Origin of the sequence: Oceaniglobus indicus (assembly GCF_002751875.1) — a bacterium.
GTDB lineage: Bacteria > Pseudomonadota > Alphaproteobacteria > Rhodobacterales > Rhodobacteraceae > Oceaniglobus > Oceaniglobus indicus.
The window spans coordinates 1-14722 of sequence record NZ_NMZM01000003.1 but is presented as its reverse complement, the minus strand read 5'-3'; the positions used below and the strand labels follow the sequence as shown (position 1 = coordinate 14722).

Genomic DNA, 14722 nt, shown 5'->3' with positions numbered 1-14722 from the left:
GGCGCAGCGGGGCGCGACCTGCCGGTCGCGACGTCTTCGCACCCCCTTGACCGTGCCGCGCCGGCCCACGACTGTCACGCCATGACCTTCGCATCGCTTCTGACCCGTTGCCCGCGCCCCTTCGATCCCGATCGCGGGGCCGAGGGTGCGGCGCCCTTCGATGATCTTGCCCCCGAACTGCGCGATCTGCTGCGGGGTGCGGCGGGGTGTTCGCCGTATCTGAAGGATCTGATGCTCGCCGACGCCGCGTGGTTGCGCACCACCCTTCAGGGCGACCCCGACAAGGCGCTGAGCGATGTGCTGGACACGGCCCGCGGCCTTGAGGATGCGGATGTGGGGCCGGGCCTGCGCGAGGCCAAGGGGCGCGTGGCACTTCTGGCGGGGCTGGCGGATCTGGGTGGCGCCTGGGATCTGCACCGAATCACCGGCGCGCTGAGCGACCTGGCCGACATCGCCGTGGCGCGGGCGTTGCGGGTGGCGATCAAGGCCGAACTGGCGCGCGGCAAGCTGCCCGGCCAGGACGACGGCGCGCTGGACAGTGCCGCGGGAATGGTCGTGCTGGCCATGGGCAAGATGGGCGCGCACGAGCTGAACTATTCCTCGGACATCGACCTGATCTGCCTGTTCGACGAAAGCCGTTTCGATCCCGCCGACTATATGACCGCCCGCGCCTCGTTCGTGCGGGCGACGCAGAAGATGGCGCGCCTGCTGTCGGACCGCACGGCGGGGGGATACGTGTTCCGCACCGACCTGCGGCTGCGCCCCGATCCCTCGACGACGCCGGTCTGCGTCGCCATGGAAACCGCCGAGCGGTATTACGAAAGCCTGGGGCGCACCTGGGAAAGGGCGGCGCACATCAAGGCGCGGCCTTGCGCAGGCGACATCGCGGCAGGTGACGCCTATCTCGACCGACTGCGCCCGTTCGTCTGGCGGCGCCATCTGGATTTTGCCGCGATCGAGGACGCCCACGCCATGCGGTTGCGAATCCGGTCGCACAAGGGGCTGAGCGGCGAGCGTCCGCTGGAAGGCTATGACCTCAAGCTGGGGCGCGGCGGCATCCGCGAGATCGAATTCTTCACCCAGACCCGCCAGATCATCGCCGGCGGGCGCGATCCCGATCTGCGGGTGCGCGGCACCTGTGAAGGATTGGCGCGCCTGGCCGATGCGGGATGGGTGCCGGGCGACACCGCCAGCGCGTTGCAGGCGGATTATGCCGCCCTGCGCGAGGCTGAACACCGGGTGCAGATGGTGAACGATGCCCAGACGCACGCGCTGCCCGCCGACGCCGAAGGGTTCGCCCGTCTGGCGGCGATGATGGACCGCGACCCCGACGATCTGCGTTCTGCGCTGAGCGAACGGTTCGACCGGGTGGCCGACCTGACCGATGCGTTCTTCGAACCCGCCCCCGAACGCTCCGAAACGCCCGATCTGACCGAGGATCAGGCCGCCATCGTCGCCCGCTGGCGCAGTTATCCGGCCCTGCGTTCGAACCGCGCGCAGGAGATCTTCACCCGCCTGCGCCCCGACCTTCTGGCGCGGCTGGCGCAGAGCGCCGACACCGACCGGGCGCTGATCCATCTCGACGGGTTCCTTGCCGGTCTGCCCGCCGGCGTGCAGGTCTTCGCCCTGTTCGAGGCGAACCCGACCCTGATCGACCTGATCGTCGACATCGCCGACACCGCACCCGACCTGGCGAAATACCTGTCGCGCAACGCCGAGGTGTTCGATGCCGTCATCGGTGGCGCGTTCTTTTCCGACTGGCCCGGGCGCGCGGCGCTGTGCCGGGATCTGGCCGAACGGCTGGACGACGGGACCGACTATGAAGCACGGCTTGATCTGGCGCGGGCCTGGGCGAAGGAATGGAAGTTCCGCATCGGGGTGCATCACCTGCGCGGGCTGATCGACGCGGCCACGGCCGGCGCGAAATACGCGGACGTGGCCGAGGTGATCCTTGGCGCCGTCTGGCCGTTGGTCGAAGCCGAATTCGCCGAAAAGCACGGGGCGCCGCCGGGTCGGGGGGCGGCGGTGCTGGGCATGGGATCGTTGGGGGCGGGGCGGCTGAACGCGGGGTCTGACCTGGACCTGATCGTGATCTATGACGCGGCCGGGGTCGAGGCGTCGGACGGCCGCCGGCCGTTGGCCGCGCGACAGTATTACGCCCGCCTGACCCAGGCCCTGGTCACGGCGCTTTCCGCGGCGATGGCCAACGGCAAGCTTTACGAGGTCGACATGCGGCTGCGCCCGTCGGGGCGGCAGGGGCCGGTGGCGACGGCCTTGGCGGCGTTCCGCAGTTATCAGCTGGAAGAGGCATGGACATGGGAGCATCTGGCCCTGACCCGGGCGCGCCCGGTCGCGGGCAACGCGGCGCTGGGCGATGAGATCGAATCGTTTCGCCGCGAACTTCTGGCACGGCCGCGGGTGGCAGGCGCGGTATGGCGCGACGTGTCGGACATGCGCGAACGCCTGGCCGGCGCAAGCGACGCACAGGGCCCGTGGGATGCGAAGGCCGGGCAGGGGCGGCTGAAGGATATCGAGCTCTTCGCCTCGGGGGTGGCCCTGCTGGCGGCGGATCCGGCGCGCGATCCGGGCGCGCAGATGCAAGCGGGCGTTGCCGCCGGCGTGATCGCGGCGGAAACCGCCGATCTGCTGTGCGCCGCCCATGACCTGTTCCGGTCGATCCACATGGCGTCGCGGCTGCTGGCGGCGGGCGTTCTCGATCCGGCGCACCTGGGGGCCGGGGGGCGGGCCGTTCTGCTGCGTGATACGCAGGCGGAAGATCCCGACGCGCTGGCGCAGCTGATGACGCAAAGGGCGAAGGCTGCCGCGGCCTGCATCGCGGAGGTGCTTGGCAAGGGCGCGTCGGCGGCTTAGGCCAATGCCAAGGATTGAAAGGAAGCATTGCCATGGACAGCGCCGCCACCGACCCCAAGGGACTGATTCGCGAAAGTTACCGGATCGAGGGGATCACAGGATACGAATGCCGGTCGATCTTTGTCGACTGGGCGCTGTCGCTTCCCGAAGGGATGACCGCCGGGCGTGCGATCCCGGCGTTGCTGGAACAATACGCCGCCGATCATCCCGGTCATCCGATGAACGAGGTGTTGCGCGGCGGGCTTGACGCCTCCGACGACGACAAGCCGGCGCGCCGCGGTGGCCGGGCCGCGCGGGTGCCGCCCGGAACATGACCGACGGGGCGCAATCTGACGGCTGCTAGGCGCTCAGCGCGGCCGCCTCGCGGGCCAATGCCTCGATTCCCGCCCAGTCCTTTGCCGTCACCAGGTCTTTCGGCGCGACCCAGCTGCCCCCGACGCAGAGCGTGTTGGGCAAGGCCAGATATTCCCGCGCGTTTTTCAACGACACGCCGCCGGTCGGGCAGAACGACACCTGAGGGATCGGCGCACCCATGGCTTTCAGCGCGGGCACGCCGCCGTTGGCTTCGGCGGGAAAGAACTTTTGCGTGGTATAGCCGCGTTCGAGAAGGCGCATCGCCTCGGACGCGGTGGCGGCGCCGGGCAGCAGCGGCAGGTTGGCCTCTTCGCAGGCGGCCAGCAATCGGTCTGTCGCGCCCGGCGACACGCCGAACGTTGCGCCCGCGTCCACGGCCGCCTGCACATCTGCGGGGGTCAGCAACGTGCCGGCACCGACCACGCCGCCCTCGACCCGCGCCATTTCGCGGATCGCATCCAGCGCGGCGTCGGTGCGCAAGGTCACCTCGAGCGCGGGCAATCCGCCCCGCACCAGCGCGGTGGCCAGATCGAAAGCGCACGCCGCGTCGTCGACCACCAGCACGGGAACGACAGGGGCGAGGCGACAGATTTCGGCGGCCCGGCGGGAAGCGTCTTGGGGGGTCATGGTGTCCCTTTCGAGTGAAATGTTGATCTTGCGTAACGAAGCCGTGCGGCCAAGTCTAGCTGACACACGCCCGCCGCGGACGGACGGCGATCCCTGTCCGGCCATCCGCCGCGATCTCGCCTTCCGGTGGATTTCCTTAACAGTCTGTTAATTGTTTTGTCACTTGATCGGTCAAGTTGGTGCTCGCAGGATCGTGATTGGCGTGCCCTTCGGATGTTCGGGCCGGTTCTTGCGGGTCCTTGGCCCGGTACCGGAACGGTGGACGTGATGTCGGATGCGGTCGAAAACACAGGGAGAGAAAGATGAGAAAAGCCATGGTTTCGCGTTTTGCGCGGTTGGGGGTTGCGGCGCTCGGGGTTGCGGTGCTGGCCAATTGCCAAAGCTCGACAACGGCGCCGGGCGGCGCGGGTGGCGGTGGTGGTGGTGGCGGTATGCTTGGCCCCACACAATTCGACACGAATTACAGTAACTTCAATGGCCTGGTGCCGACGACCGATCTGCCGTCATCCGGCGTCGGCAGCTATGCGGGCGCGGTCAAGGTGGATTCGATCGTGCCGGGAACGACCGGAACCGCAATGGCCGACGTGTCTTTCGACGTCAACTTTGGCACGCCGGGCGGCGGTGCGATCACCAATGGTGTCGCCAACAACTTCCGAGGCACGGTCGATGGCCAGGATTTCGCCTATGATGGTGAGTTGCGGACAGGCAACCGATATCCGACGGCGTTGGCCGTGACCACGGATCAGGACCTGGGCCCGCTTCCCGGTGGCGTGGGCATTCCCGGCGGCATTCCGGCGTTCCGGTCCGGCAGTGTCGTGATTCCGATGTACGGCCGCTATGACACGGCCGACCAGGAGAGCGAGATCCTGCTTTCCTTGACGGGTGAGTTCAAGGGTGCCGGCGCGCAGTCCGTTGGCGGCGGTGCCATCGTGCAGCAGATCACCAACAACAGCGTGGCCGAACAGGCCGGTACCGGTGACTGGTACGCGCATCGCAACTGAGCGTTCGCCGCGGCGCGGTTCCGCGCCGCGGCAGCCCATGAAGTCAGCCGGTCGCGTCCCGGTTCGCGATCTTGGCGCAGATCACCTCGTGGGCGCTGTTGATATCCGCCCGAAGCGCCGCCGCCGCCGCTTCGGGATCACTGCCCGCGATCGACTCGAAAAGCTGGCGGTGCTGTCGATTCGAAATCCTGTAATGGCCGGTCCGTTGAAGCAGGTGAAACTGCGGGTTGATCCTCAGCCAGAGGTTCGAGACTATTTCGAGCAGCAGCGGCGAGCCGGCCTGCCGGTAGATGGCGAAATGAAAATCATAGTTTGCGTGGATGAACTCCTTGGCCTGGCCGGCCGCCTCGGCCTTTTCCATCGCCGCCAGGATTTGCGACAACCGGCCGATGAATGCGGCGTCGGTCGCGGCGGTGGCCCAGCGCACGGCGGTTGCTTCGACGTCTAGCCGGACCCGCCGCAGGTCGTTCAGATCCTCGACCCCCATGCGTGGCACGCCGATCGATCGCCCCGACACCACCGTCAACGCGCCCAGCGCCATCAGCCGTGATATCGCCTCGCGGACGGGCATCGGGCTGACGTCCAGCGCCTTGGCAATGCTGGCGACGGTCACCGACGCGCCCGGCGCAAGTTCGCCCTGCAAGATCAGGTCGCAAAGCTGTTGATGCACCTGCGATTGCAGCGATTCCCGCCGAAGTGGCGTCACTTTTTCGAGCATTGGTTTCAATCCTTTGTCGCTGTTTCTGCCATACACCAATGTCCGGGGGAAAACAGCTTTTGACTTTTGATCAAAGATATAAGATCGTTCCGGTCACGAACGACGATCCGGGAGGGGGTCGCAATTCAATGGGAGGTCACATGTACAAGAATTTTCTGACGGGCGCGGTCTGCGCCTCGGCCATGGTTGCCGGAACGGCCCAGGCGCAGGACGCGCCCTATGACATCTACCTGTCGATGAGCTACATCGGGAACGACTGGCAGGCCGAAGCGTCGAACATGGTCAAGGCGCTGGCCACCAGCAGCGATTACGCCGACAAGGTGAATTTGCAGGTGCAGGTCGCAGGCCCCAACGCCCAGCGCCAGATCCAGCAGATCAACGCCATGGTCCAGGCCGGGGCGGATGCCATCGTCGTCTATCCGATCTCGCCCACCGCCCTGAACAATGTGGTCAAGAGCGCCTGCGACCGGGGCGTGGTCGTCATCGCCTATGACGGCGAAATAACCGAGCCTTGCGCCTATAACGTGACGATCAACCAGGCCGAAGCGGGCCGCAAGACCGCCGAATGGCTGGTCGAGAAACTGGGCGGCGAGGGCGACATCATCGCCGTGACCGGCGTGCCGGGAACGTCGGTCGACACCGCCCGCACCACCGCCGCCATGGAGGTGTTCGATCAGCACGAGGGCATCAACGTCATCGGCGAAGCCGTCGGCATGTGGAGCCAGGCGGTCGCGCGCACCGAGCTGAACAAGCTGATGGCGACCCGCAACTGGAGCGATATCGACGGGCTGTGGATGCAGGTGGGGTGCTATACCGCCAACGCGATGCAGATCGAGGCGGGCATTGCCCCGGAAGACGTTCTGCCCTGTGCTGGCGAAGGCTCGAACGGTGGGCGGATCCAGATGCTGCCGGCCGGAACCGAGGTCGAAGGCGCATCAAGCCCCTATATCCCCATGGGCGCGCCGCGCATCTCCTATGCCGCGCCGCCCTATTCCGGCGCGATGGCGCTGAAGCTGGCGGTCGACATCCTTGACGGCAAGGAGGTCGAAAAGCTGACAGAACTGCCGCTGCCTCTGGTGACCAACGAAACCGTCACACTGTGCGAAACCGGCAGCTGGGAAGAGCAGAAGGCCGGATGCAACGCCTTCCAGCCCGGCATGGTGTCGAACCCCGGTTGGTTCGCGTCGATCTTTGCCGAAGACCTGCCGCAGCTTGGCCTGAACGCGGCCCTTGTCGGACAGCCCGAAAACTGAGCCTGTCCTTCGGTCTCCGGCGTCGTCTTGGCGTCGGAGATCGCGCAATTCATCCAGATGCGGAAGAGGCCAGATGTCCTCCACACACGAAACCGCGCCGGCGGTCGAGGTCGCGGGGCTGACCAAGGCCTATGGCCCGACCGTCGCCAACAGCGACGTCAGTTTCTCGGTCGCGGCGGGAACGGTCCATGCCCTGCTGGGCGAAAACGGCGCAGGCAAGTCGACCACTATGAAACTGCTGTCGGGGCTGGTTCGCCCCGATTCCGGCACGATCCACATCCGCGGGCGCGAAGTGCGCCCGAAGAACGCCCGCGATGCCCATGCCAGCGGTGTGCAGACGGCGTTTCAGGAACTGACGCTGGTGCCGGACCTGACCGTGCTGGACAACATGCTGTTGCCGCGCGCGCCCTTGACCCCGCTGGCCACGCTGAACCGAAGGAAAGTGCACCGCGAGGTAAGCGCGCTGTTTGCATCGCTGGACCTGGCGGTCGATCCAGGGACGCTGGCCGCCGATCTGAACCTTGCCACCCGGCAGAAGATCGAAATCGCCCGCGCGCTGTATCGGCGTCCGACGATCCTGTTGCTGGACGAACCGACATCGGCGTTGTCGGGCAGCGATGTCGACTGGTTGGGCCGCATCATCGCGGATGCCAAGCGGCGGGGGATCACGGTGATCTTCATCTCGCACCGCCTGCCCGAGGTGCGTTCGTTCTGTGACACCATGACGATCCTGCGCAACGGCAAGTCGGTCCGCTCGGCCCGGGTGGACGAGCTGAGCGATGACGAGGTGGTCGAGATGATCATCGGCCGGTCGATCGAAAACGCCTTTCCGCCGCGCCGCCCGGTGCGTGCGCGCACCGGCGAAACGCCCGTGCTGGCGACCCGGGGGATGGCGGCGGGGGCCAAGCTGCGCGGCATGGACCTGGCGTTGCACAAGGGCGAGATCCTGGGCATCGCCGGGTTGCAGGGCATGGGGCAGGAGGCGCTGTTTCCCGCCTTGTTCGGTGAAGAACCCGTGACCGCGGGCCACATGGAACTGGACGGTGCGCCGTTGCACCTGCGCTCGGCGGCGGATGCGCTGGATCCGTCTGTGGCCATCGGCCTTGTGCCCGAGGATCGCAAGACCGAAGGCTTGTTCCTGAAACTGGTCGGACGCCAGAACGCGACCCTGCCGGTGCTGGGGCGGTTCCATCGCGGCCCGCTTTTGAACGGCGCGGCCGAATCCCGCGCGGCCGCCGGGGCCTTCGACGCGGTCGAGGTTGACGCGCGCGCGCATTACCTGCCCGCCGGGGCCTTTTCCGGCGGCAACCAGCAGAAAATCGTGATCGCCAAATGGCTGGTGGCGCAGAGCCGCATCCTGTTGCTGTTCGATCCGACCCGCGGCATCGATGTCGGCACCAAACAACAGCTTTACGCCCTGTTTCGCGCCTATGCCGATGCGGGCGGCGCGATCCTGTTCCATTCGACCGAGATTCCCGAACTTGTTCACCTGTGTGACCGAGTCGGGGTGCTTTACGAGGGCCGGCTGAGCCGCTGGCTGGAGGGCGACAAGCTGACCGAGAATGCGATCATGCAGGAAACGCTGGGCGGAACCGATCCGCTGGCGCGGGGCAATACGGCGGAGGTGAGCCGATGACCGACCCGACGACCGATACCGCCCCCGACCGGCGCGGCGCGATCGCGCGTGGTTTGCGAAGCGTGCGCCGGGGCCAGGCGGTGATCGTTGCCGCCCTGGTGTTCCTTGGCCTTTTGTGGCTGAACGCCGCGCTCAGCCCCTATCCGCTGAGCTATTTCGACATCTCGTTCCTGGCCAGCGGCGGCGCCACGACGGCGATCGCGGCGGTGGGGCAGACCCTGGTGATCCTGTCAGGCGGGTTCGATTTGTCGGCCGGGGCGGTGGTTTCGCTGGTGAACGCGGTGCTGGCAACCAACATGGATCCCGCCAACATGCAAGCCTCGGCGCCGCTCTGGACGCTGGTGGGCATCCTCATCGGGGCCGGTGTGGGGGCGGTCAACGGTTTCTTCGTGGCGGTGATGCGGCTGCAGCCGATCGTCGTGACCCTGGCGGTGATGTTCATCGTGCAGGGCATCACCCTGCTGGTGATGGACACGCCGGGCGGTTTCATCGCGCCGACGCTGGGCGCCTTTTACCTGGGCGACGCGATCCCCAACTTGCTGCCCGCGCCGGTGGCGGTTCTGGCAGTTCTGGTCGTGCTGTGGTTCTGGCTGAAGCGGACCTCCTATGGCGTGACGCTCTATGCCGTGGGCAGCGATCCCGAGGCGGCCCATGCCACCGGGCTGCGCACCCGCACCACCACCTTCGTGACCTATGTTCTGGCCGGTGGACTCTATGGGCTGGCGGGCGTGTTCGTCAGCGCGCAGACCGGGTCGGGCGATCCGCTGGTCGGCAACGCGCTGCTGCTGCCGACCTTCGCGGCGGTGGTCATCGGCGGCACGCGGCTGGGCGGTGGCAAGGGCGGCATCGTCGGCACGATCCTGGGCGCCTACGTCCTGATGATCGTGGTCAACCTGTTGTTGTCGCTGAACGTTTCGGCCTATTACGCAACCATCGCGGAAAGCGCCGTTCTGATGATCGCGGTGCTGGCCGGTTCGCTTTCCGCCGACAGCGTCCTGTCGCGCCGGTTGCGCGATCTGATGGCCGCGATTGGTGCGCGCCGAGCCGGACGGCTGGTCAGCCAACGCCCGCGTGAGGATCGCCGACTTGCCTTCACCGAACCCGCGGCCGAGACGCCACGGTTGCGTTTTCTACAAAGGCACGGGCACACCCTGCGCCATGCCTTGCCGGCGTGGATCTGCCTTGTGGTGGTGCTGATCGTCACGCAACTGGTTCTGGGCAACGTGTTCGGCAATCAGCATTACTGGAACTCGCTGTTGGTGCTGTCCAGTTTCCTGGCCATCCTTGCACTGGGGCAGGGGGCGGTGATCCTGACCGGCGGTCTGGACCTGTCGCTGCCTTGGGGGATCGCGCTTTCGGGCGTGTTGCTGACCGGGCTTGTGGGCGGCAACGACGCCGCGCTGTGGACGGCCATTCCGGTGGTGATGCTGGTGGCGGTGGGCGTCGGATTGCTGAACGGGCTGGGGGTGGTCGCGCTGGGCCTGTCGCCCATCGTGGTCACCCTGGCGATGAACGGCGTGCTGCAAGGTGTCGCGCTGATCTGGTCGGGCGGCACGCCGGCGGGTTTCGCGCCGCCCGCCCTGCGGTGGCTGATGACGGCCAAGGTTGCCGGATTCACGCCTGTCGTGCTGCTGATGGTGGTTTTCGTCGCCTTCGCGATCCTGTTGCTGGGGCGCACGGCCTTTGGCCGCCGCATCTATGCCGTCGGCAACAGCGAGGTCGCCGCGCGGCTTTCGGGGGTTCGCACCGGGCGTGTCATCATCTCGGTCTATGTGCTGTCCGCGCTTTGTGCGGCCTTGGTGGGCATCCTGCTTGCCGGGTTTTCGGGCCAGGCCAGTCTGGGCATGGGCGACGATTACCTGCTGCCCTCGATCGCGGTCGTGGTGGTGGGTGGTGCCCTGATCACCGGGGGCCGGGGGCATTATGCCGGGATGCTGGGCGGCGCGCTGTTGCTGACGGCGATGCAGACGCTGCTGGCCGGAACCGCGCTGCCCATCGCGTTCCGCGCGGTTTTCTTCGGGCTGGTCATTCTTGCCGCCGTCATCGCGCTTCGGGATTGAAGGAGAGAAAGACATGAAAGACATGAAACTGCCCGGCCTTGCGGGTCTGCGTATCGCCATCACTGCCGGCGCCGGGGGCATCGGGATCTGCATCGCGCGGGCGCTGGTGAAACAGGGGGCGCGCGTCGCGATCTGCGACGTGGACGCCACCGCGCTGGACGCTGCCGCGAACGAACTGGGGGCCGAGGTCGCCGTCATCGCCGACGTCTCGGACGAGGCGCAGGTTGCCGCCTTCTTCGAGCAGGTAAAGACCACGATGGGCGGGCTGGACGCGCTGGTGAACAATGCGGGCATCGCCGGACCCACCGGCGGCGTTGACGAGATTTCGCTGGCCGACTGGAAGCGCTGCATCGACATCTGCCTGACCGGTCAATTCCTGTGCACGCATTTCGCGGTGCCCATGCTGAAGACCGCGGGCGGGGGCGCCATCGTCAACATCTCGTCCGCGGCGGGACGGTTCGGATATGCATACCGCACGCCCTATTCCTCGGCGAAATGGGGCATCATCGGCTTTACCCAATCGCTGGCCAAGGAACTTGGCCCGTCGAACATCCGCGCCAACGCGATCCTGCCGGGCATCATCGAAGGGCCGCGCATGGAAGGCGTCATCGCGGACCGTGCGAAACAGACCGGCGTCAGCCATGAGCAGATGAAGGCCGATTACCTCGAACGGATCTCGCTGCGGCGCATGACCCCGCCCGAGGACGTGGCCGACATGGCCGCCTTCCTGATCTCGGACGCCGGGCGCAACCTGTCAGGGCAGAGCTTTCCGGTGGACGGCAACGTGGAGGCCTTGTGATGACCGCGCCGGCACCTGTCGCCTGCGTCGGATCGGGGCTGATCGGACGTTCGTGGGCCATGGTCTTTGCGCGGGCCGGTCACGAGGTCCGGTTGTGGGATGCACGGCCCGACGCGCCCGACGCCGCCCGTGCCTTCTGCGCCGATATGCTGCCCGAACTCGAACGGCGCGGCCTGATCGACGGATCGGCGCAAGACGCTTTGGCGTTGATCCGTCCGACCGCGACATTGGAGGCGGCGCTGGACGGGGCGCTGCACGTGCAGGAAAGCACGTTCGAGGATATCGACGTAAAGCGCGAGATCTTTGCGACGCTTGACGCCCTTGCCGGATCGGACACGGTGCTTGCCTCATCTTCATCCGCGCTGTTGCCATCCGCCATCTCGGAGGGGTTGAAAGGCCGACACCGCGTGATGGTGAACCACCCGATCAACCCCGCCTACCTTGTGCCGGCGGCTGAACTGGTGCCCGCCCCCTGGACCGATCCCGCGCTGGTCGAACGCACGGCCGACATGCTGCGCCGGGCCGGGATGAAGCCCATCGTCATGGCGCGTGAAATCGACGGGTTCGTGATGAACCGGATGCAGGGCGCATTGCTGCACGAGGCGTTCCGACTGGTCGCGGGCGGATTTGCCAGCGCCGAGGATGTCGATATCGGCATCCGCGAAGGCCTGGCCCTGCGCTGGTCCTTCATGGGGCCGTTTGAAACCATCGACCTGAACGCACCCGGCGGTGTGCGCGACTATGTCGAACGCTACGCCGGAATTTACGACGACATGGCCGCACAGCCCGCCGCCGATTGGCGCGGTGAGGTTCTGGACCGGATCGAAGCCGACCGCCGCGCCATGCTGCCGAAAGACGGGCTTGCAGAACGACAGGCCTGGCGCGACCGTCGGCTCATGGCCCTTGCCGCGCACAAGCGCAGCGTTACCGAAGAAACAGGAGAATGACCCCATGGCAGCCCCCGAAAAGGTAATCATCACCTGCGCCGTAACCGGCGCGATCCACACCCCGACCATGTCGGACCACCTGCCGATCACGGCAGATGAAATCGCCGCCGCGGCCATCGGCGCCGCCGAAGCCGGGGCCGCCATCCTGCACCTGCACGCCCGCGACCCCGAAACCGGCAAACCCGACCAGAGCGCCGAGGCTTTCGAACCCTTCCTCGGCCGGATCAAGCAGGCGACCAACGCCGTGGTCAACATCACCACCGGCGGATCCCCCTACATGACGGTGGACGAACGCACCAAGCCGGCGGCCAAATGGCAACCCGAGGTGGCGTCGCTGAATATGGGGTCGATGAACTTCGGCTTCTTCCCGCTGCTGGCGAAATACAAGGAATTCAAGCACGAATGGGAACGCGAGCACCTGGAAGGGTCGCGCGACCTGGTGTTCCGCAATTCGTTCAAGGACATCGAATATGTGCTGGAAACCTGCTATGGCAACGGCACCCGGTTCGAGTTCGAATGCTACGACATCTCGCACCTCTACAATCTGGCGCATTTTGCTGACCGCGGATTGGTCAAGCCGCCGTTCTTCGTGCAATCGGTGTTCGGCCTGCTGGGCGGCATCGGCACCCATCCCGAAGACGTGATGCACATGAAGCGCACCGCCGACCGGCTGTTCGGCAAGGATTACCGCTGGTCGGTTCTGGGGGCCGGCAAGGATCAGTTCCGCATCGCCACGCAAGCGGTGTCCATGGGCGGCAACATCCGTGTCGGCCTGGAAGACAGCATCTGGATCTCGCGCGGCAAACTGGCCGAAAGCAATGCCCAACAGGTCACCAAGGCGCGCAACCTGGTCGAGGGCCTGGGCCTGGAGATCGCGACGCCCGACGAAGCGCGCGAAATGCTGTCGCTCAAGGGTGGCGACGCGGTGGGTTTCTGAACCGGAACGGAAAGGACAGGACATGCAGATCGACGTATTGCTGGATGTGAAGACGACGCTGGGCGAAGGCCCGGTCTGGGACGTGGAACAGCAGCGGCTCTATTTCATCGACTCGATGGATGGACGGGTGTTCCGCTGCACCGCCGACGGGACCGAACTGCGCGCTTGGGATGTGCCGGGCAAGATCGGGTCGATGGCCTTGCGCAAGGATGGCAAGGGCGCGATCGTGTCGCTGGACAAGGGGTTCTGGCTCCTCGACTTCGCCACGGGCGATTGCGAACTGCTGCACGATCCCGAACCCGACATGGACACCACGCGGATCAACGACGGCAAATGCGACCGCGCCGGACGTTTCTTCGCCGGGTCCATGGACACGATGGAGGAGGGGCCGAAAGGCGCGCTGTATCGCGTCGATCCCGACCTGAGCGTGACCCGCGTGGAAGACGGGATCATCTGCTCGAACGGTCCGTGTTTCAGCCCCGACGACAAGACGTTCTATTTCACCGACACCTGGACCGGCGAAGTCTGGGCCTATGACTATGACATCGCCAGCGGCGCCATCTCGAACCGGCGCACCTTCGTCAAGGTCGACACATCGAACGGTGGCGCGGCGGACGGCGCGACGGTGGATGCCGAGGGCTGCTATTGGATGGCGTTGGTCTATGACGGGCGGTTGTGCCGTTTCGCGCCCGACGGAACGCTCGAGCGCGAAATTCAGATGCCCGTCAAGAAAGTGACCTCGGTGCAATTCGGCGGGCCGGATCTCGACGTGCTTTACGTCACCTCGATGGCCAAGCCCCCCTTGCCCCGCTTCCCCGGCGACGGCGTCCAGCGCGGCAGCCTGTTCAAGATCACCGGCCTCGGGATCAAGGGCGTGCCCGAACCGCGCTTCGGCGGCTGAGACAAAGTCACTGCGCAGATCCCGATCGACCGGCATCTGCGCAGTGACTGTGGCGAACGGAAGAACAACCGAGGTTGACGGACAGACGTCACCCGCCGACGCGGGCTATACCCGACGGCAAAGCGGGCTTGCCGCAACGGAAATTGTAAAGAAATGGTGCAGGTAGAGGGAGAGAACTTGAACTCCCTCTTCGACATCTTGTAGGAATGGGAAACCATTCTAAAGACTTGTGATTTTCCTAACACCGTAACTCAGGACAACGATCCGGGGTGCGGTGATGAGCATTACGGAACGTGATTTCAACAAGGCAGCGGCCAAGCCGGTAGGCAAGCGGGAAGCCCCTTTCTCGCTAAGGCTCAGCTTTGAAGAAAAAACCGCGCTGCGGGATGCGGCGAACGGTGTGCCGCTCGGGGCTTACATCAAAGCCAAGCTCTTCGACGAAGACCTGGAGAAGGTGCGCCGCCGAAACACTAAGCTACCCCCCGAAATTCGGACACTGACATAAGCTACGATATGCAGTCTGCTGATCTTCAACACCAAGGAGATTACAGATGTCTAAACGCAAGCAGCATGCGCCGGAGTTCAAGGCGAAGGTCGCGCTGGAGGCCTTAAAGGGCG

13 protein-coding genes are annotated in these 14722 nt (G+C 65.9%); 11 read left to right on the top strand and 2 right to left on the bottom strand.

What is annotated here, in order from left to right; all coding sequences use genetic code 11:
- Positions 1-81 precede the first annotated feature (81 nt).
- Together CFP68_RS05160 and CFP68_RS05155 are read left to right on the top strand one after the other, a co-directional pair.
- Positions 82-2871 carry a [protein-PII] uridylyltransferase family protein gene (locus CFP68_RS05160; protein WP_099825407.1) on the top strand — a complete coding sequence of 930 codons (2790 nt, stop codon included), beginning with the start codon at positions 82-84 and terminating at the stop codon, positions 2869-2871.
- A gap of 32 nt (positions 2872-2903) precedes the next feature.
- Positions 2904-3185 carry a hypothetical protein gene (locus CFP68_RS05155; protein ID WP_099825405.1) on the top strand — a complete coding sequence of 94 codons (282 nt, stop codon included), beginning with the start codon at positions 2904-2906 and terminating at the stop codon, positions 3183-3185.
- Between the two features lie 25 nt (positions 3186-3210).
- Here the strand turns inward: CFP68_RS05155 and eda are convergent, their stop codons facing one another.
- Complete coding sequence (gene eda / locus CFP68_RS05150; RefSeq protein ID WP_099825401.1) at positions 3211-3852, bottom strand: bifunctional 4-hydroxy-2-oxoglutarate aldolase/2-dehydro-3-deoxy-phosphogluconate aldolase; 642 nt, start codon at positions 3850-3852, stop codon at positions 3211-3213.
- Between the two features lie 302 nt (positions 3853-4154).
- Between eda and CFP68_RS05145 the strand changes: the two genes are divergently transcribed.
- The gene (locus CFP68_RS05145) at positions 4155-4853 is read left to right on the top strand and encodes a hypothetical protein (RefSeq protein ID WP_145953401.1); all 699 of its coding nucleotides are present in this window, start codon (positions 4155-4157) and stop codon (positions 4851-4853) included.
- 43 nt (positions 4854-4896) lie between these two features.
- On the opposite strand, the gene CFP68_RS05140 is transcribed toward CFP68_RS05145, so the two are convergent.
- Positions 4897-5571, bottom strand: a complete 675-nt coding sequence (locus CFP68_RS05140) for a GntR family transcriptional regulator (RefSeq protein WP_099825396.1) — start codon at positions 5569-5571, stop codon at positions 4897-4899.
- Between the two features lie 140 nt (positions 5572-5711).
- On the opposite strand from CFP68_RS05140, the gene CFP68_RS05135 reads away from it, so the two are divergent.
- From CFP68_RS05135 to CFP68_RS05100, 8 genes are all read left to right on the top strand, one after another.
- Complete coding sequence (locus CFP68_RS05135) at positions 5712-6824, top strand: sugar ABC transporter substrate-binding protein (RefSeq protein WP_099825394.1); 1113 nt, start codon at positions 5712-5714, stop codon at positions 6822-6824.
- 73 nt (positions 6825-6897) lie between these two features.
- On the top strand, positions 6898-8460 hold the full coding sequence (locus tag CFP68_RS05130) for a sugar ABC transporter ATP-binding protein (RefSeq protein ID WP_099825392.1): 1563 nt from the start codon (positions 6898-6900) through the stop codon (positions 8458-8460).
- Positions 8457-10520: an ABC transporter permease gene (locus CFP68_RS05125; protein WP_099825390.1), complete on the top strand. Its 2064-nt coding sequence runs from the start codon at positions 8457-8459 to the stop codon at positions 10518-10520. Before CFP68_RS05130 ends, CFP68_RS05125 begins: the two co-directional genes overlap by 4 nt.
- A 13-nt stretch (positions 10521-10533) precedes the next feature.
- On the top strand, positions 10534-11319 hold the full coding sequence (locus CFP68_RS05120) for an SDR family oxidoreductase (RefSeq protein WP_099825388.1): 786 nt from the start codon (positions 10534-10536) through the stop codon (positions 11317-11319).
- Positions 11319-12266: a 3-hydroxyacyl-CoA dehydrogenase gene (locus tag CFP68_RS05115; RefSeq protein WP_099825386.1), complete on the top strand. Its 948-nt coding sequence runs from the start codon at positions 11319-11321 to the stop codon at positions 12264-12266. Before CFP68_RS05120 ends, CFP68_RS05115 begins: the two co-directional genes overlap by 1 nt.
- A gap of 4 nt (positions 12267-12270) precedes the next feature.
- Positions 12271-13203, top strand: a complete 933-nt coding sequence (gene kce, locus CFP68_RS05110; RefSeq protein WP_099825384.1) for a 3,5-dioxohexanoate:acetyl-CoA acetone transferase — start codon at positions 12271-12273, stop codon at positions 13201-13203.
- 22 nt (positions 13204-13225) lie between these two features.
- Positions 13226-14104 (top strand): SMP-30/gluconolactonase/LRE family protein, encoded by an 879-nt coding sequence (locus CFP68_RS05105; RefSeq protein ID WP_099825382.1) that lies wholly within the window; start codon positions 13226-13228, stop codon positions 14102-14104.
- A gap of 277 nt (positions 14105-14381) precedes the next feature.
- The gene (locus CFP68_RS05100) at positions 14382-14609 is read left to right on the top strand and encodes a hypothetical protein (RefSeq protein WP_099825379.1); all 228 of its coding nucleotides are present in this window, start codon (positions 14382-14384) and stop codon (positions 14607-14609) included.
- The last annotated feature ends 113 nt before the right edge of the window (positions 14610-14722 follow it).

What these genes read in the sequence shown, in the direction of transcription:
- CFP68_RS05160 (WP_099825407.1), top strand. Translation starts at nt 82, where the DNA reads ATGACCTTCGCATCGCTTCTGACCCGTTGCCCGCGCCCCTTCGATCCC.
- CFP68_RS05155 (WP_099825405.1), top strand. Translation starts at nt 2,904, where the DNA reads ATGGACAGCGCCGCCACCGACCCCAAGGGACTGATTCGCGAAAGTTAC.
- eda (WP_099825401.1), bottom strand. Translation starts at nt 3,852, where the DNA reads ATGACCCCCCAAGACGCTTCCCGCCGGGCCGCCGAAATCTGTCGCCTC.
- CFP68_RS05145 (WP_145953401.1), top strand. Translation starts at nt 4,155, where the DNA reads ATGAGAAAAGCCATGGTTTCGCGTTTTGCGCGGTTGGGGGTTGCGGCG.
- CFP68_RS05140 (WP_099825396.1), bottom strand. Translation starts at nt 5,571, where the DNA reads ATGCTCGAAAAAGTGACGCCACTTCGGCGGGAATCGCTGCAATCGCAG.
- CFP68_RS05135 (WP_099825394.1), top strand. Translation starts at nt 5,712, where the DNA reads ATGTACAAGAATTTTCTGACGGGCGCGGTCTGCGCCTCGGCCATGGTT.
- CFP68_RS05130 (WP_099825392.1), top strand. Translation starts at nt 6,898, where the DNA reads ATGTCCTCCACACACGAAACCGCGCCGGCGGTCGAGGTCGCGGGGCTG.
- CFP68_RS05125 (WP_099825390.1), top strand. Translation starts at nt 8,457, where the DNA reads ATGACCGACCCGACGACCGATACCGCCCCCGACCGGCGCGGCGCGATC.
- CFP68_RS05120 (WP_099825388.1), top strand. Translation starts at nt 10,534, where the DNA reads ATGAAAGACATGAAACTGCCCGGCCTTGCGGGTCTGCGTATCGCCATC.
- CFP68_RS05115 (WP_099825386.1), top strand. Translation starts at nt 11,319, where the DNA reads ATGACCGCGCCGGCACCTGTCGCCTGCGTCGGATCGGGGCTGATCGGA.
- kce (WP_099825384.1), top strand. Translation starts at nt 12,271, where the DNA reads ATGGCAGCCCCCGAAAAGGTAATCATCACCTGCGCCGTAACCGGCGCG.
- CFP68_RS05105 (WP_099825382.1), top strand. Translation starts at nt 13,226, where the DNA reads ATGCAGATCGACGTATTGCTGGATGTGAAGACGACGCTGGGCGAAGGC.
- CFP68_RS05100 (WP_099825379.1), top strand. Translation starts at nt 14,382, where the DNA reads ATGAGCATTACGGAACGTGATTTCAACAAGGCAGCGGCCAAGCCGGTA.